Origin of the sequence: Micromonospora sp. NPDC049203, from assembly GCF_043197215.1 — a bacterium.
Classification (GTDB): Bacteria; Actinomycetota; Actinomycetes; order Mycobacteriales; family Micromonosporaceae; genus Micromonospora.
Genome location: NZ_JBICSV010000001.1, coordinates 432,066 through 454,899, shown reverse-complemented (window position 1 = coordinate 454,899; position 22,834 = coordinate 432,066). Strand labels below are relative to the sequence as shown.

Annotated in this window: 17 protein-coding genes; 10 read left to right on the top strand and 7 right to left on the bottom strand. The window is 73.2% G+C overall.

Annotation, left to right across the window (positions count from 1 at the left end):
* The first annotated feature begins 137 nt into the window (after positions 1 to 137).
* On the top strand, positions 138 to 2,360 hold the full coding sequence (locus ACGFIA_RS02090) for an MMPL family transporter (protein ID WP_357390107.1): 2,223 nt from the start codon (positions 138 to 140) through the stop codon (positions 2,358 to 2,360).
* 210 nt (positions 2,361 to 2,570) lie between these two features.
* Here ACGFIA_RS02090 and ACGFIA_RS02085 read toward each other — a convergent pair whose 3' ends face one another.
* Positions 2,571 to 3,440 (bottom strand): endo alpha-1,4 polygalactosaminidase, encoded by an 870-nt coding sequence (locus ACGFIA_RS02085; protein WP_357390109.1) that lies wholly within the window; start codon positions 3,438 to 3,440, stop codon positions 2,571 to 2,573.
* 77 nt (positions 3,441 to 3,517) lie between these two features.
* A complete protein-coding gene (locus ACGFIA_RS02080; protein ID WP_357390111.1) occupies positions 3,518 to 4,663 on the bottom strand; it encodes a CAP domain-containing protein in 1,146 nt (381 codons plus the stop codon).
* 373 nt (positions 4,664 to 5,036) lie between these two features.
* On the opposite strand from ACGFIA_RS02080, the gene ACGFIA_RS02075 reads away from it, so the two are divergent.
* The 3 genes from ACGFIA_RS02075 (at position 5,037) to ACGFIA_RS02065 (ending at position 9,759) form a co-directional block, all read left to right on the top strand.
* Positions 5,037 to 5,231 (top strand): hypothetical protein, encoded by a 195-nt coding sequence (locus tag ACGFIA_RS02075; RefSeq protein ID WP_013284566.1) that lies wholly within the window; start codon positions 5,037 to 5,039, stop codon positions 5,229 to 5,231.
* 314 nt (positions 5,232 to 5,545) lie between these two features.
* A complete protein-coding gene (gene smc / locus ACGFIA_RS02070) occupies positions 5,546 to 9,145 on the top strand; it encodes a chromosome segregation protein SMC (RefSeq protein WP_357467258.1) in 3,600 nt (1,199 codons plus the stop codon).
* On the top strand, positions 9,142 to 9,759 hold the full coding sequence (locus ACGFIA_RS02065; protein WP_357390525.1) for an HAD-IA family hydrolase: 618 nt from the start codon (positions 9,142 to 9,144) through the stop codon (positions 9,757 to 9,759). The genes smc and ACGFIA_RS02065 overlap by 4 nt, the downstream gene beginning before the upstream one ends.
* 6 nt (positions 9,760 to 9,765) lie before the next feature.
* Here the strand turns inward: ACGFIA_RS02065 and ACGFIA_RS02060 are convergent, their stop codons facing one another.
* The 5 genes from ACGFIA_RS02060 to ACGFIA_RS02040 all read right to left on the bottom strand — a co-directional run bounded on the left by ACGFIA_RS02060 (position 9,766) and on the right by ACGFIA_RS02040 (position 14,698).
* Entirely contained in the window at positions 9,766 to 10,293 is a 528-nt protein-coding gene (locus ACGFIA_RS02060) for a DinB family protein (protein ID WP_357390527.1), read from the bottom strand.
* A 68-nt stretch (positions 10,294 to 10,361) separates the two neighbouring features.
* Positions 10,362 to 10,850, bottom strand: a complete 489-nt coding sequence (locus ACGFIA_RS02055) for a universal stress protein (protein ID WP_357390529.1) — start codon at positions 10,848 to 10,850, stop codon at positions 10,362 to 10,364.
* A 2-nt stretch (positions 10,851 to 10,852) separates the two neighbouring features.
* The gene (locus tag ACGFIA_RS02050) at positions 10,853 to 12,442 is read right to left on the bottom strand and encodes an MDR family MFS transporter (RefSeq protein ID WP_357467264.1); all 1,590 of its coding nucleotides are present in this window, start codon (positions 12,440 to 12,442) and stop codon (positions 10,853 to 10,855) included.
* Positions 12,443 to 12,546: 104 nt separating this feature from the next.
* A complete protein-coding gene (locus ACGFIA_RS02045; RefSeq protein ID WP_357467268.1) occupies positions 12,547 to 12,972 on the bottom strand; it encodes a MarR family transcriptional regulator in 426 nt (141 codons plus the stop codon).
* Between the two features lie 13 nt (positions 12,973 to 12,985).
* Positions 12,986 to 14,698 carry an alkaline phosphatase D family protein gene (locus tag ACGFIA_RS02040; protein ID WP_357390535.1) on the bottom strand — a complete coding sequence of 571 codons (1,713 nt, stop codon included), beginning with the start codon at positions 14,696 to 14,698 and terminating at the stop codon, positions 12,986 to 12,988.
* Positions 14,699 to 14,846: 148 nt separating this feature from the next.
* Here ACGFIA_RS02040 and ftsY point away from each other — a divergent pair, with 148 nt between their 5' ends.
* The 6 genes from ftsY (at position 14,847) to ffh (ending at position 22,815) form a co-directional block, all read left to right on the top strand.
* A complete protein-coding gene (gene ftsY / locus ACGFIA_RS02035; protein ID WP_357390537.1) occupies positions 14,847 to 16,037 on the top strand; it encodes a signal recognition particle-docking protein FtsY in 1,191 nt (396 codons plus the stop codon).
* An 8-nt stretch (positions 16,038 to 16,045) separates the two neighbouring features.
* On the top strand, positions 16,046 to 16,909 hold the full coding sequence (locus ACGFIA_RS02030; RefSeq protein ID WP_355015018.1) for an aminoglycoside phosphotransferase family protein: 864 nt from the start codon (positions 16,046 to 16,048) through the stop codon (positions 16,907 to 16,909).
* A gap of 167 nt (positions 16,910 to 17,076) precedes the next feature.
* A complete protein-coding gene (locus ACGFIA_RS02025) occupies positions 17,077 to 18,432 on the top strand; it encodes an ammonium transporter (protein ID WP_357390540.1) in 1,356 nt (451 codons plus the stop codon).
* A gap of 25 nt (positions 18,433 to 18,457) precedes the next feature.
* On the top strand, positions 18,458 to 18,796 hold the full coding sequence (locus tag ACGFIA_RS02020; RefSeq protein ID WP_013284578.1) for a P-II family nitrogen regulator: 339 nt from the start codon (positions 18,458 to 18,460) through the stop codon (positions 18,794 to 18,796).
* 17 nt (positions 18,797 to 18,813) lie between these two features.
* Positions 18,814 to 21,075, top strand: coding sequence for a [protein-PII] uridylyltransferase (locus tag ACGFIA_RS02015; RefSeq protein WP_357467272.1), 2,262 nt, complete (start codon positions 18,814 to 18,816; stop codon positions 21,073 to 21,075).
* 186 nt (positions 21,076 to 21,261) lie between these two features.
* Positions 21,262 to 22,815, top strand: a complete 1,554-nt coding sequence (gene ffh, locus ACGFIA_RS02010; RefSeq protein ID WP_357390544.1) for a signal recognition particle protein — start codon at positions 21,262 to 21,264, stop codon at positions 22,813 to 22,815.
* Positions 22,816 to 22,834: the final 19 nt, after the last annotated feature.

Sequence of the window (22,834 nt, the reverse complement as noted above, 5' to 3'; positions counted from 1 at the left end):
CCGGTTCCGGCCGCTCGGACCGCTCCCGCCGGATCGGGGACGAGCGGGGGCCGTTCCCCGATGCCGGGGCCCCGCCTGCTGCCTAGCGTCATCTGGGGTCGGCACAGGGCCGGCATCAGGAGGGTGGAACCCGGGACATGGGCAGGCGACCGGTTACTGTGCGGCTGGCACGGTGGAGTGCGGAGCATCCGTGGCGCGCGATCGCGTTGTGGGTGGTCTTCGTGGCGGTGTGTTTCGTGGGCGGCAGCGCCGCCGGGCTGAACGAGGCGACCGACGAGGATCAGGCGATCGGCGAGTTCGGACAGGCACAGCTGATCGTCGACAGTGGCGGGTTCGACCGGCCGGCGACCGAGAACGTGCTGATCACCGCCCGCTCGAGCTCGCTCGACCAGGCCGCGGCGAAGGCCGCGGCGCAGGACGCGGCGGACCGGCTGCGGCAGGTCGACGGCGTGGCCTCGATCGGTACGCCGATGCCGTCGCGCGACGGCAGCGCGCTGCTGGTGCCGATCACCATGTCCGGCGACCCGGGCACCGCCGGCGACCGGGTGCAGCCGCTGCGGGACACCACCGCGAAGGTGCAGGACGCGCACCCGCGACTGCGGGTGGAGCAGGTCGGCGGCCCGTCCATCGACAAGGCGCTCGACGACACGCTCGGCAAGGACTTCAAGCGCGCCGAGCTGCTCAGCCTGCCGGTGACGCTGGCCATCCTGATCATCGCGTTCGGCGCGCTGATCGCCGCCGGGGTGCCGGTGCTGCTGGCGCTCTCCTCGGTGGCCGCGGCGATGGGTCTGTCCACACTCGCCTCGCACCTGGTGCCGGCCACCGACACCACGGCCAGCGTCATCCTGCTGATCGGCATGGCGGTCGGCGTGGACTACTCGCTGTTCTACGTGCGGCGGGAACGGGAGGAACGGGCGAAGGGCCGGTCCGGCCTGGACGCGGTGGAGATCGCGGCGGAGACCTCCGGGCACGCCGTGGTGGTCTCCGGCACCGCCGTGATCATCTCGATGGGCGGTCTGCTGCTCGCCCAGGACGCGATCTTCTCCTCGCTGGCGGTCGGCTCGATCCTGGTGGTGGCGGTCGCGGTGATCGGCTCGCTCACCGTGCTGCCGGCGCTGCTGGCGAAGCTGGGCCGCTGGGTGGACCGGCCGCGGGTGCCGCTGCTGTGGCGCCTCACCGCCCCGCGTGACGGGCGGGACGGGCAGCCGGCCCGGCCCCGGTTCTGGCCGGCGGTGCTCAAGCCGGCGCTGCGCGCGCCGGTGGCCACGCTGCTGATCTCGGTCGCGCTGCTGCTCGCGCTCGCCGCGCCCGCGCTCGGCATGAAGCTGAAGTTCCCCGGCGCGGAGGACGTGCCACGCACCACCGCCGCCATGCAGGCGTACGACCGGCTCACCGCCGCGTTCCCGAGCAACGGCACCAGCCACACGGTGGCCGTGCGGGCGCCCGCCGAGCAGGCCGACCGGGTGCGGGCCGCGCTCACCGACCTGGCCGGCCGTACCGCCGCCGACCCGCTCTTCGCGCCGGCCGAGGGGGACGGCCCGGAGATCCAGGTGTCGGCGGACCGGCGGGTGTCGGTGCTGGAGGTGGCCACGCCGCACGCCAGCCGCTCCGACGAGGCGTCCCGGTCGTTGCACGAGCTGCGCGAGGACCTGGTGCCCGCCACGCTCGGCGGCATCCCGGGCGTGGAGTACGCGGTCGGCGGCGGCGTGGCCGCCAGCGAGGACTACGCCGCACACATCTGGGCGAAGCTGCCGGTCGTCGCGGCGTTCGTGCTGGCGCTGACGTTCCTGGTGATGGCGTGGACGTTCCGGTCGGTGGTGGTGGCGCTGACCTCGATCGTGCTGAACCTGCTCTCCGCCGGCGCCGCGTACGGGCTGCTGGTGCTGGTCTTCCAGAGCACCTGGGCGGAGGGGCTGCTCGGCTTCACCTCGATGGACGCGATCGTCACCTGGCTGCCGCTGTTCCTGTTCGTGGTGCTGTTCGGACTGTCCATGGACTACCACGTCTTCGTGGTCAGCCGGATCCGCGAGGCGGTCGACCGGGGCATGCCCAACCGGGAGGCGGTGGCGCACGGCATCACCTCCTCGGCCGGTGTGGTGACCAGCGCGGCGGTGGTGATGGTGGCGGTGTTCTCCATCTTCGCCACGCTCAGCATGATCGACTTCAAGCAGCTCGGCATCGGCCTGGCGGCGGCGATCCTGCTGGACGCCACGATCATCCGCGCGGTCGTGCTGCCCTCGGTGATGACGCTGCTGGGCGACGCGAACTGGTGGGCGCCGCGCTTCATGCGCCGCCGTACCGCCGCCCCGGCGGTCGAGCCGCCGCCCGCACCGGCGCCGGAGCTGGTCGGCGCCCGCTGACCCGGCCGGCCGGGGTGGCTCGACACCCGGTCCGGCCCGTGCCGCCCGCCGAGACGGCATCCACATGTGGCGGGTATGCCTGGGAGTCATAATCATGACTCTCAGGCATACGGCTTCCGTACTTCTGCCCGGCCGGGAGGCTGCGTCGAGGCCGAGGGCAGGCCGCCGGAGGACCTGGCCACCCCGCTGAGCGCGGAACACGCCGAGGCGTCACGGCAGCGCGCACGGCTCCCGCCAGGCGTCCAGCGTCCGATCCTTGCGGATCGAGGCGAAGCCGTAGCCGACCGAGGTGACGCAGAAGTCCGCCGGCTCGCCGGTGTACTCGACGTGGAAGACGGGCTTGCCGGCGTCGACGAACGGCAGTAGCTTCGCGCACTGGCGGCGGCGTACGCACTCCTGGTTGACCGCGAAGTCGAAGTCGGGGGCCAGCGCGGCCACCTGTGTCACGTCGTCGACCAGGCCGGGGGAGAGGCTCAGCTCGCGGGCCAGCCCGGCCAGCCGGCGGTTGAACAGCAGCTGGTCGTCGAAGTCCAGCGGGAAGCCGGTGCGGTGCCGGTAGCCGTCCGCGTCGGCCAGGGCCACCGCGCCGAAGCCCTTGCCGCGGCACAGCCGGAACCGGTCGGCCAGCACCGGCGCGAGCGCGTCCCAGCGCCGTACGTCCAGGAACCGGCTCCCCGGCCGCCCCGGCACCGCGGCGCCGCGCACGGCGGCGGGGAAGCGGGTGGCGTCCGGGTCATCGGCGGCGTACGTGCCGACCCGGACGTGGCAGACCAGCCGGCGGCCCCGCCCGCGCAGCGCGGCGGTCTCGGCCGAGGTGGCCGCCACCGGGTCGAGGAGGAAGACGTCGGCGTCGACAGCGACCTCCACCGGCGTGGTGAGCTGCCACTGCCACCGCCAGCTGTCGGCCTGCGCGGCCGGCCAGGGCGTCGGTGCGCCGGGCGGGGTGATCGGCCGGCGGCAGGCCGGCACCGGGACCAGCAGCAGGGCGGTCAGCGCGAGCGCCACGCCCCGGCGCGGACCACGTCGGCGGACGCGGGCCGGCCGGGGGCGCGGCACGGCCCACACCGGCCGGATCCGCATCGACAGCTCCCCGGACGCGGGCGGCCCGGCGCCGCCCCCGATGGGTCAACGAGCGCCGGGTCGGTCACGACGCGCGGTCAGCGCGGGGTGGCGAAGACCTGCGTCCAGTACGGCCCGTTGCTGCGCGCCACGCCCACCCCGATCTGGGTGTACGAGCAGTTGAGGATGTTCTTCCGGTGGCCCTCGGAGTTCATCCAGCCCTCCATGACCGCGGCCGGGGTCTGGTAGTTCCAGGCCACGTTCTCGCCCACCATGCTGTACGAGTAACCGGCGGCCTTGACCCGGTCCCAGGGCTGACTGCCGTCGCTGCCCGTGTGGTCCATCTTCTTGTGGTCGGCCTGGTCCTGGCTGTGCCGCTGGGCGGCCAGGTTCAGCTTGGCGTTCACGGTCAGTGCCTTGCAGCCGGCCTTGGCCCGCTCCTGGTTCACGATCGTGACGACCTGCTGGAGTTCGGCGCTGAGCCCGGTCGTGGCGGCGGCCTTGGTGCCGGTGCCCCCGGTGCCGCCGCTCGACGAGCCGCCGCCCGGGGCGCTGCTGCGCTCCTGCTGCCGTGACGGCGCGGTGCTGCGGCTCGGCTTCGGCGTGGCCTTCTTCGTCGGGCTCGGCGCGGCGGTGGTCGGTACGGCGGACGGGCTGGCCGGCTCCGGGGCGAGCACGTCGGCGGGCGCCTCCTCGGTGCCCTCGGGCCCCTGCGGCGCGGCGGCCACCGGCGCGTCGGCGGAGGTGCGCTTCGTGCCCTGGTCGCCGCCGGGCAGCAGGACGGCGCCCACGCCGAGGCTCACCACGAGCGTCGCCGCGGCGGCGGCCCCGCCGATCACGAGCGGCCGGGACAGGCGCCGCTTCGGGCGCCGCCGCTCGTCGGCCGGGGTGTCGGTGGCCGGCTGCCAGGTCGCGGTGGGCTGCTCCCAGCCGCCGGCCGGCTGCTCGTGACCGTGCCAGGCGGCCGGCTGCTCGTGACCGTGCCAGGCGGTGGGCTGTTCCTGGCCCTGCCACACCGCCGGCTGTTGCCGGCCCTGCCACGCGGGCTGCTCGCCCTGCCACGCGGCGGTGGGCTGCTCCTCGCCGTTCCAGCGGTCGCGGGGCGGCTGCTGTGTACCGTCGCCGAACAGGTACGACGACCGCGGCTCGGGCCGGTCGCTGAGCCACGCCGGACCCTCGTCGGTCGGCTGCTCGGGGCGTCGGGCGGTGCCCTCCGGGTCGATCGGGTCGTTCCAGCGGTACACGCCTGTCCCCTCCACGGGTCGGTTGCGGGCCGGGGTGACGCTACGGGCGCGTCCGGAGCTGCGGCAACGTGGCTAAGAAAGAGTTAAGGCGAAGCGGGCTCGGAGGGTGCGGCGTTCGCGCGTTCCGGGCGTACAGTAAAGGCGTCCGGACAGAGCGTGTCCGCGCCTTCTGGCAGCCCCCTGACGAGTGGACCGGCCGACGTGGAGATGATCTACGGCCTTGGTCAACTTGACGCCGGAGGGGTTTTCGGCTCAATATGTAGGTGTCGCCAGTCGCGCCCAGTCATGCCCCGATGCAACGGGAATGGCAGCCGCGAACATCATGGGCGCGCGTTGGCCGGCCTTTCCGGCAGCGCACATCAAGGAGTTCAGCATGGCGAAGGCCCTCTACGGCCACGTAAGTGCAGCGCCCGACCGGCGTCTGCTCGACGAGGTCACCCGTCTGCGTGCCAGGGTTCAGGCACTGGAGTTCGAGATCACGCGTCTGCGTGCCGACAACGATCGGCTCGCGGCGGCAGCGGCGGAGGCCGACGACCTCCTCCGTCTTGCCGAGCCCGCGCTGACCTGATCTCCAGTCGCCGGAAAACTGAATCGCACCACACCGAAAAGCGCGCCGACACTCAAGTGCCGGCGCGCAGCCATGTGCGTACCCCTTTTCGTGGTTCCCGCCGTAATTCTCGATCTTGCGAACCGCCCGGAATTGCGCCCGGTAATTGTGATCATGCATTTCCGTTCCCTCCGCGACGGCCGGGCGGAAAACGGACACCGCGGGCGTCGGGTGGGTCGCGTCGCGGCGACGTCGCGGTCCCGGGTTAGTCTGCGGGTTCACCAGGTCCGCGCAGCCGGCGACGGTACGGCGGCCACCGGACGAGGATCGAGAAGGTGCATCTCAAGAGCCTGACGGTGAAGGGCTTCAAGTCCTTCGCCTCCGCCACGACGTTGAAGCTGGAGCCCGGGATCACCTGCGTGGTGGGCCCGAACGGCTCCGGCAAGTCCAACGTCGTCGACGCCATCGCCTGGGTGCTCGGCGAGCAGGGCGCGAAGGCGCTGCGTGGCGGCAAGATGGAGGACGTCATCTTCGCCGGCACCGCCGGGCGGGCGCCGCTGGGCCGGGCCGAGGTCACCCTCACCATCGACAACACCGACGGCGCGCTGCCGATCGAGTACACCGAGGTCTCCATCACCCGCCGGATGTTCCGGTCCGGCGAGAGCGAGTACGAGATCAACGGCGACTCCTGCCGCCTGCTGGACATCCAGGAGTTGCTGTCCGACTCCGGCATCGGCCGCGAGATGCACATCATCGTCGGGCAGGGCCGGCTCGACGGCATGCTGCACGCCAAGCCGGAGGACCGGCGGGCGTTCATCGAGGAGGCGGCGGGCGTCCTCAAGCACCGCAAGCGCAAGGAGAAGGCGCTGCGGAAGCTCGACGCGATGCAAGTGAATCTCAACCGCCTGACCGACCTCACCGCCGAGCTGCGCCGCCAGCTCAAGCCGCTGGGCCGGCAGGCCGAGGTGGCCCGCCGCGCCGCCGCGATCCAGGCCAACCTGCGCGACGCCCGGCTGCGGCTGCTCGCCGACGACCTGCACACGCTGCGGACCACGCTGGACAAGGAGATCGCCGACGAGACCGCGCTGCGCGAGCGGCGCGAGCTGATCGAGGCCGAGCACGGCGAGGTGCAGGGCCGCCTCGGCGAGCTGGAGGCGGCGCTGGCCGAGGACGCCCCGCTGCTCGCGGCGGCGCAGGACACCTGGTACCGCCTCTCCGCGCTCCAGGAGCGGTTCCGCTCGATCGAGCAGTTGGCCCGGGAGCGGCTGCGTCATCTCAGCGCCGCCGGCGACGACGAGCGCCCCGGGCGCGACCCGGAGCAGCTGGAGGCGGAGTCGCGGCGGATCCGCGAGCAGGAGGAGGAACTGCGCGCCGCGCTCACCGAGGACCAGATCCGCCTGGCCGAGGCGGTCGAGCACCGACAGGAGCTGGAACGCCAGCTCGCCGCCGCAGAGCGGGAGCTGGTCGCCGCCGCGAAGGCGATCGCCGACCGGCGCGAAGGGCTGGCCCGCCTCACCGGCCAGGTCAACTCCGCCCGCGCGCGGACCACGAGCGCCGGTGAGGAGATCGAACGGCTCGCCGCCGCGCACACCGACGCGCTGGGCCGCGCCGAGAAGGCGCAGGCCGACCTGGACGCGGTCGCCGAGCAGTCCACAGAGGCCGACCGGGACAACGCCGACCTGGACGCCCGGCACGACGAGGCGGTGGCCGTGCACGAGCGGGCCCAGGCGGCGGTGCGCAGCCTGACCGACGGGGAGCGCGCCGCCGAGAAGGACGCCGCCACCTGGAAGGCCCGCGAGGAGGCGCTCGCCATGGGCCTGCGCCGCAAGGACGGTGCCGGTGAGCTGCTGGCCCGCGCCGACCAGGTGCCCGGCCTGCTCGGCAGCCTCGCCGGGCTGCTCACCGTCGCCCCCGGCGACGAGGCGGCGCTCGCCGCCGCGCTGGGCGGCCTGGCCGACGCGGTGGCGGTCAGCGGCGTGGACGAGGCGGTCGAGGCGATGCGGCTGCTCAAGATCTCCGACGCCGGGCGGGCCGGGCTGCTCGTCGGCAGCCCCGCCGGACCGGGCATGGACGGCTCCGCCGACGCGCTGCGCCCGAAGCTGCCCGAGGGCACCCGCTGGGCCCCCGACCTGGTGGAGTGCTCGGCCGCGATCCGCCCCGCCGTGCACCGGGCGCTGCGCGACGTGGCGCTCGTCGACGACCTGGCCGCCGCGTCCGCGCTCGTCGCGGCGAACCCGGAGCTGCGCGCGGTCACCCCGGACGGCGACGTGGTCGGCGCGTACGCGGCTGCGGGCGGGTCGGCCAAGGCGCCCAGCTTCATCGAGGTGCAGGCCGCCGTCGAGGAGGCGCGGGCCAACCGGGCCACCGCCGAACGCACCGCCGCCGAGCTGCGGGAGCAACTGGCCGAGGCGCGCGCCGAGGTGGCCACCGCCAAGGAGGCCGTGCAGCACGCCGCCGCCGCCAAGCGGGAGGCGGAGAGCCACCGCAACGCCGCCGCGCGCCGCCTCGCCGAACTGGGCGCCGCCGCCCGCTCGGCCAAGGCGGAGACCGACCGGCTGGGCGAGTCCCGTTCCCGCGCCGAGGCGGCCCGGGAACGGGATCTCGCCGCGCTCGCCGAGCTGGAGGAACGGCTGCGGCTGGCCGAGGCGACCCCGATCGACGCCGAACCGTCCACCGAGGAACGCGACCAGCTCGCCGCCATGGTGCCGCAGGCGCGGCAGAACGAGATGGAGGTCCGGCTCGCCGTGCGTACCGCCGAGGAGCGGGTGGCCTCGATCGCCGGGCGGGCCGACTCGCTGGCCCGGCAGGCCACCGCCGAGCGGGCGGCGCGGGAGCGCGCCGCCGCCCGCCGCGCGGCCCGCACCCGCGGGGCCCAGATCGCCCGGGCCGTGGTCGGCGGCGCCCGGGAGGCGCTGAGCCGGCTCACCGTCTCGATCGCCCGGGCCGAGGAGCACCGCGACGCCGTCGCCCGCGAACGCGCCGCCCGCGAGGCCGAGCTGTCCGAGGTACGCGGCGCGGCCAAGCGCCTCGCCGCCGAGCTGGAACGGCTCACCAGCCAGGTGCACCGTGACGAGGTGGCCCGCGCCGAGCAGCGGATGCGCATCGAGCAGTTGGAGGCGAAGGCCGCCGAGGACTTCGGCCTCGACGTGGCCACGCTCGTCGCCGAGTACGGCCCGGACCGGCCGGTCCCGCCCACCGACGCGGACGTGGCGCTGGCCGAGAAAGACGGCCGTCCGGTGCCGGACCCGGTGCGCTACGAGCGCCCGGTGCAGGAGAAGCGGGCCGCGAAGGCGGAGCGGGAACTCGCCCTGCTGGGCAAGGTGAACCCGCTGGCGCTGGAGGAGTTCGCCGCGCTGGAGGAGCGCTTCAAGTTCCTCTCCGAGCAGCTGGAGGATCTCAAGGCGACCCGGCGCGACCTGCTCACCGTGGTCAAGGACGTGGACGACCGGATCCTCGAGGTCTTCGCCAGCGCGTTCGAGGACACGGCCCGGGAGTTCGAGCAGGTCTTCACGGTGCTGTTCCCCGGCGGCGAGGGCCGGCTGGTGCTCACCGACCCGGAGGACCTGCTCACCACCGGTGTCGAGGTCGAGGCCCGTCCGCCGGGCAAGAAGATCAAGCGGCTCTCGCTGCTCTCCGGCGGGGAGCGGTCGCTCACCGCGGTGGCGATGCTCGTGGCGATCTTCCGCGCTCGGCCCAGCCCGTTCTACATCATGGACGAGGTGGAGGCGGCGCTCGACGACGTGAACCTGGGCCGCCTGATCACGCTGCTGGCACAGTTGCGGGAGAAGAGCCAGCTGATCGTGATCACGCACCAGAAGCGGACCATGGAGATCGCCGACGCGCTCTACGGGGTGACCATGCGCGCCGGCGTGACCCAGGTGATCAGCCAGCGGCTCAACCGGGCCGACGACGAGGAACAGGTGACGAGCGAGTGAGTCGGGAACGCGCCACGGCGCTCCTGGTGGACTTCGACGGCGTGCTGCGCCGCTGGGATCCGGCGGTGGCCGCCGGCGTCGAGCGGGAGTACGGGCTGACCGAGGGGGTCCTCGGTGAGATCGCGATGTCCTGGGGGCTGCTCCAGCCGGTGCTGACCGGCCAGGTCAGCCACGCCCAGTGGATGGTGAGCGTGGCCGACGCGCTGACCCCCGTGGTCGGCGCGGACCGGGCCCGCGCCGCGGTCCAGGAGTGGCAGAGCTACCGCGGCGAGGTCGACCCGGACGTGCTGGCGTTCATCCGCGAGGTGCGGGCGGGCGGCATCCGGGTCGGGCTGGGCACGAACGCCACCGACCTGCTCGACGCCGACCTGGCCGCGCTGGACCTGACCGGCGAGCTGGACGTGATCGTGAACTCCTCGGTCGTCGGGGTGCACAAGCCGGCCAAGGAGTACTTCCAGGCCGCCTGCGAGGCGCTGGGGACGCCGCCGGGGCGGGTGCTGTTCGTCGACGACGAGGACCGCGCGGTGGCGGGCGCCCGGGTGGCCGGCCTGTCCGCGCACCGGTGGAGCGGCCCGGCCGACCTGCGCTACCTGCGGGCGGCCCTGGCGTACTGAGCCGGGTCAGGCGCCGGTGACGCCGTCGATGCGTTCCCGGATCAGGTCGGCGTGGCCGTTGTGCCGGGCGTACTCCTCGATCATGTGGACGTACACCCAGCGGAGGCTGATCTCGTGCGTGGCGTCGCCCCGGCGGTGGTGGAAGGTGTGCTCCAGCGGCAGGCCGGCCACTGCCGCCCGGGCCGCCTCGATCTCGGCGCGCAGCGTGGCGAACGCCTCGGCCGGGTCGGCGTCGGCGACATGGTTGAGGTCCGCGTCCGGGTCGGCGTCGTAGTCGTAGAGGTCGGGCAGCTCCTGGCCGGTGGCGCGGACGCGGAACCACCAGCGCTCCACGTCGGCCATGTGCCGGACGAGGCCGAGCAGCGTCAGCCCGGAGGGCTCCACGCTTCGGGTACGCAGTTGCTCGGCGGTCAGCCCGGCACATTTGTGCACCAGGGTGTCGCGATGGTGGTCGAGCCAGCCTTCGAGCATGGTGCGCTCGTCGGCGACGTAGGGCTCGTGGCGGCGGTCGATCTCAGGAACGGTCCAGGTCATGGGCGCAGATGTTAAGAGGGGCCCCCTGTACAACGCGAGGCGTTAACGGGGGGCCCTTCCTTACACCCTCAGGGCACCACGATGACGGGCCAGCGGCCGGTACGCACCAGCCGGGTGGCGACCGAGCCGACCAGCTTGTGCCCGGCCTGCTCGGACGAGCCGACCACCACCATGTCGGCCCGGTGCTCGTCGGCGGCCCGGCACAGCTCGGTGTAGGCGTCGCCGCGCCGGCACAGGAACGTCACCGGCAGGTCCAGTTCCTCGGCCCCGCGTCGGCACTCGGCGCGCAGCTCGTCGGCCAGCTCGTCGTGGGTCTGCTGGACCGCCCCGGCCACCACGCCGGAGAGCATCGCGCTGTAGGTGGCCGGCGAGCTGACGAACACCGCCACGAGCGTGGCGCCCTGCCGCCGGGCCAGTCCGGCGGCGTACGCGGCGGCACGCATCGAGGTGCGGCTGCCGTCCACGCCGACGAGCACCACCCGTGGCCCGTCCGTACCCCGTTCGTAGGGCAGCGGACGGGTCCGCGGGCCGTACCGTTCGCGTTCCGCGGCGTCCATCGTCAGTCCTTCGTTCCGGCCGGGACGACCTCGGCCGTCTCCCGCACGGCGGGGACCGGCTCGGCGTTGCTGCGGCGCAGCGGCACCTCCCGGATGAGGACCACGGCGATCAGGGCGAGCAGCCCGAACGGGGCGGCGGCCAGGAAGATGTCACCGGCGGCGTGCCCGTACGCGGCCTCGACCACAGTGCGGACCGGGCCGGGGAGCGTGTGCACGTCCGGCAGCCCGCCGCCACCGGACCCGGAGGCCGGGACGCCGAGGCGGCTCAGGCCGTCGGCCAGGTAGCCGGTGACCCGGTGTCCGAGCACCGCGCCGAGCGCGCTCACGCCGATCGCGCCGCCGAGGCTGCGGAAGAACGCCACCACCGAGCTGGCGGCGCCCAGCTCGTCCGGGCGGACCGTGTTCTGCACGGCGAGCACCAGGTTCTGCATGCTCATGCCGACGCCGAGGCCGATCAGCGCCATGAACACGGCGAGACGCCAGTACGGGGTGTCCGCGCGCATGGTGCCCATCAGCGCGAAGCCGGCGGTGAGCAGCACCGAGCCGATGACCAGCCAGCTCTTCCAGCGGCCGGTGGCGGTGATGATCCGGCCGACCACCGTCGAGGAGACCAGCAGGCCGCCGATCATGGGAAGCGTCATCAGGCCGGACATGGTGGGGCTGGCGCCGCGGCTGATCTGGAAGTACTGCCCGAGGAACACCGAGGCGCCGAACATGCCGACGCCGACCGCGATGCTGGCGATCACGGCGAGCGTGATGGTGCGGTTGCGGAACAGGTGCGGCGGGATCATCGGCTCCGCGGCACGCGTCTCGACCCGGGCGGCGAGCACGCCGAGCACCGCCGCACCGGCCACCATCGCGCCGCTGGTCCAGGAGATCCAGTCGTACCGGTCACCGGCCAGGGTGATCCAGACCAGCAGCAGCGAGACGGCTGCGGTGATGAGCGTGGCGCCCCACCAGTCGATCTTCACCTCGCGCTTGACCACCGGCAGGCGCAGCGTCCGCTGGAGCACGATCAGTGCGAGCACGGCGAACGGCACGCCGACGTAGAAGCACCAGCGCCAGCCGAGCCAGGAGGTGTCCACGATCACGCCGCCGATCAGCGGGCCGCCGATGGTGCCGACTGCCATCACCGCGCCGAGGTAGCCGCTGTACCGGCCGCGCTCGCGCGGGGCGATCATCGTCGCCATGATCACCTGGGCGAGGGCGGTGAGGCCGCCCGCGCCGACGCCCTGCACCACCCGGCAGGCGATCAGCTCGCCGGTGGTCTGTGCCTGCCCGGCGAGCACCGAGCCCAGCACGAACACCACCAGGGAGATCTGGACCAGCAGCTTCTTGCTGAACAGGTCGGACAGCTTGCCCCAGATGGGCGTGGTCGCGGTGGTCGCGAGCAGCGTCGAGGTGACCACCCAGGTGTACGCGGACTGGCCGCCGCGCAGGTCGGTGATGATCCGTGGCAGCGCGTTGGAGACGACGGTGGAGGAGAGGATCGCGACGAACATGCCCAGCAGCAGGCCGGAGAGCGCCTCCAGGATCTGCCGGTGGGACATGTCGACGGCGGTCGCCCGCACGGGCGCGGTCGCCTGGGTCATCGTGGGTTGCCTCCGTATGGGGGAGAAGGTTGCCTCGGGCAACCGAAGTCGTTGCCTTGAGCAACAACCAGGGCCGGGCCGGGATTGTTCCCTCCCGCCGGGGGCTAGAACGACTCGTTGAAGCGGTGCATCAGCCGGGCGAAGGCCGCCACGTCCTCTTGCGGCCAGCTTTCCAGCGAACGTCGTATCTGTCCGAGTCGGGCCGCCCGGGCCGCGTCGAACCGCCGGGTGCCCTCGTCGGTCAGGCTGAGCTGGGCCGCCCGCCGGTCGGTCGGGTCCGGGTCGCGGCTGACCAGGCCCAGCGCCTCCAGACCGCCGATCTGGCGGCTGAGCGTGCCCTTGCCGATGCCCAGCTTCGCGGCCAGGTCGGTGAGCCGGATCGAGCCGGAGCGGCGCAGCCAGAGCAGCAGGCCGTACGCGTTGGGCTCCAGGTTCGGGTGGACCTCGCGGGCGATCTCCCAGGACAACGCCCGGCCCCTGCGCAGCAACGCGGTCAACTCGTGCTCCACGGCGCGCAGCGTCTCGTCCACGCTCAGAGGGTACTCAGTCCCCGTCGCTGAGTTGCTGGTGCGCCACCGGCCGCAGCTCGCCGTCGCTGGTCGTGCCCTCGATCACCACGGCCGCCTTGCGCCCCTGGTGGGTCAGCGTGGCCACCGCGTTGCCGAAATAGGGCCCGGCCAGCTTCCGCCAGCGCACCGGCGGGCGGCGTACCCCGGCCGAACGCGCCAGCGCCCGGGTTGCCCCGGCCGGCCCCGGATTCCAGCCCAGCGTCATCAGCGGTCGCATGCCGGCGGGCACCTGGTTGTGGATCGGCGAACAGGTGAGCTGGTGCACGGGCGTGCGGACGTCGCGGTCGGCGAAGCGGGCCCGCGCCACGTACGAGTGGTGCACGTCGCCGGAGAGCACGCTGATCGACGCCGGTCGCGCGTACGCCGGCCCGGCGCCCACCCGCGCCCCGGTGCGCGGCGCGGTGCCGCTGCCCAGCCGCGCGAACAGCTCGCCCAGCGCCTCGAACGAGCGCCGGAACGCCGCCCAGTGCTCCAGGTCCAGGGCCCGGCGGATCTGCTCGGAGAGCCGGGCCACCCACTGCCGGCTGGAGTCGGCCAGGCGCTCGTTCCACGCCTCGACGTGGTGGATACCCGGCGGCAGCAGCCACGGCAGCGAGCTGCCCACCACCAGATGGTCGTACTCGCCGTGCGCCTGGTCGAGGAACCACGACCACTCGCCCGGCGGCAGCATCGCCCGGCTGCCGGGCAGCAGCACCCGGCTGGACCGGTTGTCCAGCATGACCAGGCGGGTGCGGCCCAGGTCCAGCGCGTAGCTCCACTGGTACTGCACGGCCCGCCAGCGCTCGGTGTCGTGCGCCAGGTCGGCCTCCTTGTCGACCCGCTCGCCGAACTCGTGCAGCACACCGGTGGCGTCCTCGGCGGCGATCACCTTCGCGTACACCGGGTCGGCGGCGATCTCGTCCGGGCTCAGGTTGCCCAGGTGCTGGTAGACCCAGTAGGAGGCGAGGCCGCTGCGGATCCGCTCGGCCCACCACGGCTGCTCGCGCATGTCCGCGCGCCACGACTGCGAGGTGTTCCAGTCGTCGATCACCTCGTGGTCGTCGAAGATCATCACGCTCGGCACGGTGGAGAGCAGCCAGCGGATCTCCGGGTCGCGCCACGACTCCAGATAGAGCTTCGTGTACTCGTCGAAGCTGACCACCTGCGTCGCCGGGGCGTCCTTCGGCCGCTTCCGGCGCCGCTTGAGCAGCCGCCGCACGGTGGGCGAGGTCTCGTCCGCGTACACCTGGTCGCCGAGCAGCACCAGCAGGTCGGGCAGCACGGCCTGCTCGGGCGCGGCCATCACCCGCCGGGCGTACGCGTCCAGCGCGTCCGGCGGCAGCTTGCGCGCGGTGGAGTGCTGGGTGGTCTCCCGGCAGGAGCCGAACAGCAGGCGCACCGGCTGGTCGGCGTCGTCGAGCGCGCGGGTCCGGATCACGCTGGGCGGGAACGACGAGTCCGGCAGCGGCCACGCCACCTCGTCGTCGATCAGCACCTCGTACGTCGTGGCGCTGTCCGGGGTGAGCCCGGTCACCACGACGATCGCGTAGTGGTGGTCGTACGCGGAGAAGGTGGGCGCGCTGCCGGTGGCGCCGTCGGCCGTGCGGACGGTGACCACGGCGGGCGAGCTGGTCTCCACCCAGACGGTCGCCCGCGTGTCGACGACCCGGCGCAGCAACGGGCCGATGAGCAGGCGGGAACCGGGCACGACATCCACCTCCGACAAGATCGTTTCGGCTGTTCCCTACCCGGCCGGCGGTTGCGGTACGCCTTCCGGTGCGAGCGTACCCGCAGGTTGTTCGCGTGCCGAGGCGGTGAGTGGGACGCCGTCGCCGCCATCTGACAGGATTTCGGGCATGACGGAATACCTCCTCGTCGCTCTCGCCCTGCTCGGCGTGCTGATCATCGGCGGCCTGAGCCTCGTGGTGCCCCGGCTGCGCCGGCGCCCGCAGCCGCCGCTGCCGCGCACGGAGGTCGACACCCGGACGGAGGAGGACCTGGCCGGCCCGCCGGTCGAGGCCCCGGAGGCGGAACTCACCACCGGCGTGGTGGTCGAGGCGCCGCCCGCCCCTCCGGTCGAGGCGCCCCCGGTCGAGGTGCCGGAGCCGACCGCCGGCCGGCTGGTCCGGCTGCGGTCGCGGCTGTCCCGCTCGCAGAACGTCTTCGGCAAGGGCCTGCTCGGCCTGCTCAGCCGCGACCGGCTGGACGAGGACACCTGGGAGGAGATCGAGGACAGCCTGATCACCGCCGACGTCGGCATCGACGCCACCCGGGAGATCGTCGACCGGCTGCGCGAGCGGACCCGGGTGCTCGGCACCCGTACCGGTGACGAACTGCGGGCGCTGCTCGCCGCCGAGCTGGTGAACGCGCTCGACCCGACGCTGGACCGCTCGCTGCGCACCGCGCCGAAGGAGGGCGTCCCGGCGGTGGTGCTCGTGGTCGGCGTCAACGGCGCCGGCAAGACCACCACCTGCGGCAAGATCGCGCGGGTGCTCGTCGCGGACGGCCGCAGCGTGCTGCTCGGCGCGGCCGACACGTTCCGGGCCGCCGCCGCCGACCAGCTGGAGACCTGGGGCGGCCGGGTGGGCGCCGAGACGGTCCGCGGGCCCGAGGCCGCCGACCCGGCGAGCGTCGCGTTCGACGCGGTCAAGCGCGGCATCGACACCGGCGTGGACACGGTGCTCATCGACACCGCCGGCCGGCTGCAGAACAAGGTCGGCCTGATGGACGAGCTGGGCAAGGTCAAGCGGGTGGTGGAGAAGCACGGCCCGATCGACGAGACACTGCTGATCCTCGACGCCACCACCGGCCAGAACGGGCTGGAGCAGGCGCGGGTCTTCACCGAGGCGGTGAACGTCACCGGCGTGGTGCTGACCAAGCTCGACGGCACGGCGAAGGGCGGCATCGTGATCGCCGTGCAGCGCAAGCTCGGCATCCCGGTCAAGCTCGTCGGCCTCGGCGAGGGCAAGGACGACCTCGCCCCGTTCGACCCGGCACAGTTCGTCGACGCGCTGCTCGGCACCGAGCCGCTCGCCCGGGACGCGTAGCCTCTCCCGTGACGACTGACGATCGCGCCTACGCGGGGTGGCGCGACCCCAGCCACCCGTCGCCACGCCTCGGGAGACCGTACGTGACTTCGCAGGAGATCCCGCTGCACGGCGGGAACGTGAGCACCGTGGTCCGTGTGGGAGACACGGTCCGGCGCAACGCCGGCCCGTGGACGCCCTCCGTGCACGCGCTGCTGCGCCACCTGGAGTACGTCGGCTTCACCGGCGCTCCCCGGGCGCTCGGCATGGACGAGCGCAACCGGGAGGTCCTGTCGTACCTGGAGGGGGAGTGCGGGGAGTACCCGCTGGCCCCGCACTGGGTGACCGACGAGGCCCTGGTCACGGTGGCCACCATGCTGCGGATGTTCCACGACGCGCAATACGGCTTCACCCCGCCGCCCGGCGCGGTCTGGCGCTCGTTCGGGCCGCCCCCGCCGGACACCGAGGTCATCTGCCATCACGACGCCGCGCCGCACAACGTGATCTGGCGGCCGGACGGCACGCTGGGTCTGATCGACTTCGACCTCGCCTCGCCGGGTGCCCGCATCTACGACGTGGCGTACGCGGCCTGGACCTGGGTGCCGATCTTCTCCGACCGCGACTCGATAACGCTCGGCTGGAAGCACCCGGACCGGGCGCGCCGGCTGCGGCTGTTCGCCGACGCGTACGGGCTGATCCCGCGCGACCGGCACCGCCTCATCCGGACCATCCGCAAGCGCATCGTCGACCACGTCGAGGGCATCCGGCGGATGGCCGCGGCCGGTGAGCCGGCGTTCGTCCGGATCGTCCACAAGGGTCACCTGCGTCGTCCCATGCGCGACCTGCGGCTGCTCGACTACGAGCGGCACCAGCTGGAGGCCGCGCTCCGCTGAGCAAGATCGGCGTTCTTCACACGCCGGAAACAACCCGTCACGCGTCGGAAATCGCGCGGTGTCGCTGAAGGAAACAGCCGGCGACAAAGCTTCCGCGCAACCGGCTGACGGGCGATGCTGCCAGGTCTTCAGTCGGAGGGAGGAATACGACAACGAGAGGAGGCAGCGTGGAGATCGACACCGGGAACACTGCCTGGTTGCTTGTCTCGACTGCCCTCGTGCTGCTCATGACCCCCGGTCTCGCGCTGTTCTACGGCGGCCTGAACCGGTCCAAGGGCGTTCTGAACATGATGATGATGAGCTTCTCGTCCATCGGGCTCGTCAGCATCCTGTGGCTTTTCTACGGCTTCACCGTCGCCTTCGGCGAGGGCGGCAAGTTCTGGGGTGACCTGGGTCAGTACCTGGGCACCAAGACCTTCGTCGGCGAGAACGACCTGTGGGGCGAGACGGGCATCCCGATCTACGTCTTCATCGCCTTCCAGATGATGTTCGCGATCATCACCGTGGCGCTGATCAGCGGCGCGCTGTCCGACCGGGCGAAGTTCGCCGGCTGGCTGCTGTTCGCGTTCGGCTGGGCCACCCTGGTCTACTTCCCGGTCGCCCACATGGTCTGGGGCGGCGGGCTGATCGGCGGCGACATCGGCGCGCTCGACTTCGCCGGTGGTACCGCCGTGCACATCAACGCCGGTGCCGCGGCCCTCGCGCTGGTGCTGGTGCTCGGCAAGCGGGTCGGCTGGCCGCGCGAGAGCATGAAGCCGCACAACGTCCCGATGGTCGCCCTCGGCGCCGCGCTGCTGTGGTTCGGCTGGTTCGGCTTCAACGCCGGCTCCGAGCTGACCGCCGACGGGGTCACCGCGCTGGCGTTCATCAACACCCAGGTCGCCACCGCCGCGGCGCTGCTCGGCTGGATCGTGGTGGAGTGGGTGCGCGACGGCAGGCCGACCCTGGTCGGTGCCTCCTCCGGCGCCATCGCCGGTCTGGTCGCCATCACCCCGGCCTGTGCGTTCATCACCCCGGCCGCAGCGGTGCTGCTGGGTGTGGTGGCCGGCGCGGTCTGCGCCCTCGCGGTCGGCCTGAAGTACCGCCTCGGCTACGACGACTCGCTCGACGTGGTCGGCGTGCACTTCGTCGGCGGCTGGATCGGCTGCCTCTGGATCGGCCTGTTCGGCACCGCGTCGGTCAGCTCGCTGGTGGAGACCGACGGCCTGTTCGTCGGCGGCGACGCCACGCTGCTCGGCAAGCAGGCGATCAGCGCGCTGATCGTGACCGTCTACTCCTTCGTGGTCGCCTTCGTCCTGGGCTTCGTGATCGACAAGACGATCGGCTTCCGGGTCTCCGCCGAGGCCGAGGTCGACGGCATCGACATCGCCGAGCACGCCGAGAGCGGCTACGACCTGTCGCCCACCACGGGCAGCAGCGGTGGCGCGTTCGCGATGGCCGGGATCGGCGCCGGCAAGCCGGCTTCGGAGCCCGCCGTCGAGGCCGACGAGTCCGCGCCGGTAAGCGAGAAGGTCGCCGGTTAACGTTCCTGGGATGGAGGGGTTGGACATGAAGCTGGTGACCGCGGTCATCAAGCCGTACCAGCTGGACGCGGTGAAGGAGGCCCTGCACGCGCTCGGCGTGGCCGGGCTGACCGTCAGCGAGGTCCAGGGCTACGGCCGGCAGAAGGGGCACACCGAGGTCTACCGGGGTGCCGAGTACACGGTCGAGTTCCTGCCCAAGATCCGGGTCGAGGTGCTCACCGACGAGATGGACGTCGACAAGATCGTGGACGCGATCGTCGGCGCCGCACGGACCGGCAAGATCGGCGACGGCAAGGTCTGGGTGACCGGCGTCGAGGAGGTCGTCCGGGTGCGTACCGGCGAGCGCGGGCTCGACGCCCTCTGAGCGCCGGATCCGCCGACGTGACCTCGTTGACCACCGCCACCGGCCCCTCCGGGGGGCCGGCGGTGGTCAACGAGGTCGCCGGCGTTCCCGCGGGCATCGGCGCGGCGGCCCGGACCGCGCGGGCCGACGCGCTCGACGCCTGGCTGCGCCGGGCCTTCCCGGACCGGGACGGGGTGGCGCTCGTCGCGGTGGGCGGGCTGGGCCGCCGCCAGTGCGCCCCCTACGGCGACCTCGACCTGGTGCTGCTGCACGCCGGGGTGCCCGGCATCGACGAGCTGGCCGCGTCCCTGTGGTACCCGATCTGGGACGCCGGGCTGCGGTTGGACCACTCGGTGCGTACCGTCGCCGAGGCGCTGTCGGTGGCCCAGGACGACGTCAAAGTCGCCCTCGGACTGCTCGACGCGCGGCACATGGCGGGCGACCCGGCGCTCACCGACCAGCTCGCCCGCACCGCCGCCGACCACTGGCGGCGGACCGCGATCCGCCAGCTCCCCGGCCTTCGCGAGATCACCGCCGCGCGCTGGGAGACGCACGGCGAACTGGCGTTCCTGCTCGAAGGCGACCTCAAGGAGGCGGCCGGCGGGCTGCGCGACGTGGGCATCCTGCGCGCCATCGCCACCGCCGGGGTCACCGACGCGCTCCGCCCGGCCGTGTACGCGGCACACCGGCGGCTGCTCGACACCCGCGACGCGCTGCACCAGCAGGTGGGCCGCCGGGGTGACCGCCTGGTCGCCCAGGAACGCGACGGCGTGGCGCGGCTGCTCGGCGCCGAGGACGGCGACGCGCTGCTGCGGCTGGTCGCCGGTGACGCCCGCACGGTCAGCCACGCCCTCGACGACGCCTGGCGGGCCGCCGACCGGCTCCGCTCCGGCCGGCACCGCGCCGCCCCCGGCCGTCCGCTGCGCCGCCCGGTCGCCCGGGACGTGGTGGAGCAGGACGGGGAACTGGTGCTCGCCCGCACCGCCATCGGCGCCCGCCCCGACCCGAGCCTGTCGCTGCGCGTGGCCGCCGCTGCCGCCACCACCCGGCTGCCGATCGCGCGCGCCACCTGCGAGTGGCTGGCCGCGTACTGCCCGCCGCTGCCCGCGCCCTGGCCGCCCGCGGCCCGCGCCGCGCTGATCACCCTGCTCGGCGCCGGTCCCGGCCTGGTGCCCGCCTGGGAGACCTGCGACAGGTACGGGCTGATCGACCGCTGGCTGCCCGAGTGGACCCGGATGCGCAGCCTGCCCCAGCACAACCCGGTGCACCGGTTCACGCTCGACCGGCACCTGGTGCAGACCGCGTACGAGGCCAGCCGGCACACCCGCGACGTGGAACGCCCCGACCTGCTGCTGCTCGGCGCGTTCCTGCACGACATCGGCAAGGGGCTGGAAGGCGACCACTCCGTGGTCGGTGCGCCGCTGGCCGAGGCGGTCGCCACCCGGATCGGGCTGCCGCCGGACGAGGCGGCGCTCATCGGGACGCTGGTCCGGCTGCACCTGCTGCTGCCCGACGTGGCGACCCGGCGCGACCTGTCCGACCCGAAGACCGTCGCCGGGGTCGCCGAGCGCGTCGGTGACACCGGCACGCTGGAACTGCTGCACGCCCTGGTTCGCGCCGACGCCGCCGCCACCGGCCCGGCCGCCTGGTCCGGCTGGAAGGGCCGGCTGATCGCCGAGCTGGTGAGCCGGGTGCGGACCACGCTGGACACCGGCGTGGTGCCCGCCCCGCCGGCCCCGGACCCGGTGCTCGTGGCCGGGCCGCTGCCTGTCGTACACCTGCGGGAGGATCGGGTGTCGGTCGCCGCCGCCGATCGGCGCGGGCTGCTCGCGACGGTGGCCGGGTGCCTGGCGCTGCACCGCCTGGAGGTGATCTCCGCGGACGCCGCCACAGTCGACGGCCGGGCCCTTGTCGAGTGCCGGGTGCAGCCGCGCTACGGGCTGGCCCCGGACCCGATCGCGCTCAGCGCCGACCTGCGCCGCGCGGTCGGCGGCGACGTCTCGGTCATCCAGCGGCTGCGTGGCCGGGCGCTGGCCGCCCGCAGCCAGGGCGCCGCACCCCGGGTGGTGTGGCACCGGGAGGCGGCCACCGACGCGGTCCTGCTGGAGTTGCGGGCCGCCGACGCGGCCGGGCTGCTGTACCGGGTGACCTGCGCGCTGGACGAGGCCGGCGCCCAGGTGCGGGCGGCCCGGATCTCGACGCTCGGCGGCGACGTGGTGGACGCGTTCTACCTGGTCGGCGGCTGGCCCCCGGACGAGGAACGGGCGCGGATCGAGGCCGCCGTGCTGGGCTCCGTGTAAGGAAGGGCCCCCTGTTAACGCCTCCGGTAGAGGAAGGGGCCCCTGTTAACACCCCGCCGACGAGCGGTGCGGGCCCGTGGACGGCCGGGCCGGAGCGGGGGTGCGGGCGGCGGGCTACCCTAACGGTGGGCTGGACCACCGGCCCGGCAGCATGTGCCCGCCGAAAACGACAAACGGGATGTTCGCGTGTTTGACACCTTGAGTGACCGCCTGTCCGGGATCTTCACCAAGCTACGCGGCAAGGGCCGGCTCACCGACGCCGACATCGACGCCACCGCGCGCGAGATCCGGATGGCGTTGCTGGAGGCCGACGTCGCCCTGCCGGTGGTCAAGGGCTTCATCGCGAACGTCAAGGAGCGGGCGCGCGGCGCCGAGGTCTCCCAGGCGCTCAACCCGGCTCAGCAGATCGTCAAGATCGTCAACGAGGAGCTGATCAAGGTCCTCGGCGGCGAGGGACGGCGGCTCCAGTTCGCCAAGCACCCGCCGACCGTGATCATGCTGGCCGGCCTCCAGGGTTCCGGTAAGACCACGCTCGCCGGCAAGCTGGCCCGCTGGCTCAAGGGCCAGGGCCACCAGCCGCTGCTCGTCGCCGCCGACCTCCAGCGTCCCAACGCCGTCGGGCAGCTCCAGGTGCTCGGTGGCCGGGCCGGGGTCGAGGTGTACGCCCCGGCGCCCGGCAACGGCGTCGGTGACCCGGTGCAGGTGGCCCGCGACTCGATCGAGCACGCCCGCCGCGCCGCCCGGGACATCGTCATCGTCGACACCGCCGGCCGGCTCGGTATCGACACCGAGATGATGCAGCAGGCCGCGAACATCCGCGACGCGGTCCAGCCCGACGAGGTCATCTTCGTCATCGACGCGATGGTCGGCCAGGACGCGGTGCGCACCGCCGAGGCGTTCCGCGACGGCGTCGGCATCACCGGCGTGGTGCTGTCCAAGCTCGACGGCGACGCCCGCGGTGGCGCCGCGCTCTCCGTCCGCGAGGTGACCGGCCAGCCGATCCTCTTCGCCTCCACCGGCGAGAAGCTGGAGGACTTCGACGTCTTCCACCCGGACCGGATGGCCAGCCGGATCCTCGGCATGGGCGACGTCCTCACCCTGATCGAGCAGGCCGAGGCGGCCTTCGACTCCGATCAGAAGGAGAAGATGACCGCCAAGCTGATGGGCGGGGAGACCTTCACGCTGGAGGACTTCCTCGATCAGCTTATCGCGGTCCGGCGGATGGGCCCGATCGCCAACGTGCTGGCCATGATGCCGGGCATGGGGCAGATGAAGGACCAGCTCGCCGAGCTGGACGACAAGCACTTCGACCGGGTCACCGCGATCATCAGGTCGATGACCCCGGCCGAGCGCACCAACCCGAAGATCATCAACGGCTCCCGCCGGGCCCGGATCGCGAACGGCTCCGGCGTCACCGTCATGGACGTCAACCAGCTGCTCAACCGCTTCACCGACGCGCAGAAGATGATGAAGCAGATGGGCGGCATGATGGGCCTGCCCGGCGGTGGCCGGCGCAAGGCGACCAAGTCGCCGAAGAACAAGCGTAAGGGCACCAAGGGCGGCGGACGGCCGCGTACCGGCGCCGGGATGCCGGGCGGCTTCCCGGGCGGGATGCCGCAGCTGCCGCCGGGCCTGGACCCGGGCGACCTGGCCGGTGGGCAGGGCCTGCCGCCGGGCTTCAAGCTCCCGAAGATCGACTTCAACAAGCTCGGCAAGGGCGGCGACAAGGGCCCTCGCTAGCGTGTCGGTGACGGTGGGC

Bases quoted from the DNA above. Each gene is read 5' to 3' on its own strand.
- ACGFIA_RS02060 (WP_357390527.1), bottom strand. From the start codon at position 10,293: ATGACCTGGACCGTTCCTGAGATCGACCGCCGCCACGAGCCCTACGTC.
- ftsY (WP_357390537.1), top strand. From the start codon at position 14,847: ATGACGGAATACCTCCTCGTCGCTCTCGCCCTGCTCGGCGTGCTGATC.
- ACGFIA_RS02050 (WP_357467264.1), bottom strand. From the start codon at position 12,442: ATGACCCAGGCGACCGCGCCCGTGCGGGCGACCGCCGTCGACATGTCC.
- ACGFIA_RS02090 (WP_357390107.1), top strand. From the start codon at position 138: ATGGGCAGGCGACCGGTTACTGTGCGGCTGGCACGGTGGAGTGCGGAG.
- ACGFIA_RS02085 (WP_357390109.1), bottom strand. From the start codon at position 3,440: ATGCGGATCCGGCCGGTGTGGGCCGTGCCGCGCCCCCGGCCGGCCCGC.
- ACGFIA_RS02055 (WP_357390529.1), bottom strand. From the start codon at position 10,850: ATGGACGCCGCGGAACGCGAACGGTACGGCCCGCGGACCCGTCCGCTG.
- ACGFIA_RS02020 (WP_013284578.1), top strand. From the start codon at position 18,458: ATGAAGCTGGTGACCGCGGTCATCAAGCCGTACCAGCTGGACGCGGTG.
- ACGFIA_RS02075 (WP_013284566.1), top strand. From the start codon at position 5,037: ATGGCGAAGGCCCTCTACGGCCACGTAAGTGCAGCGCCCGACCGGCGT.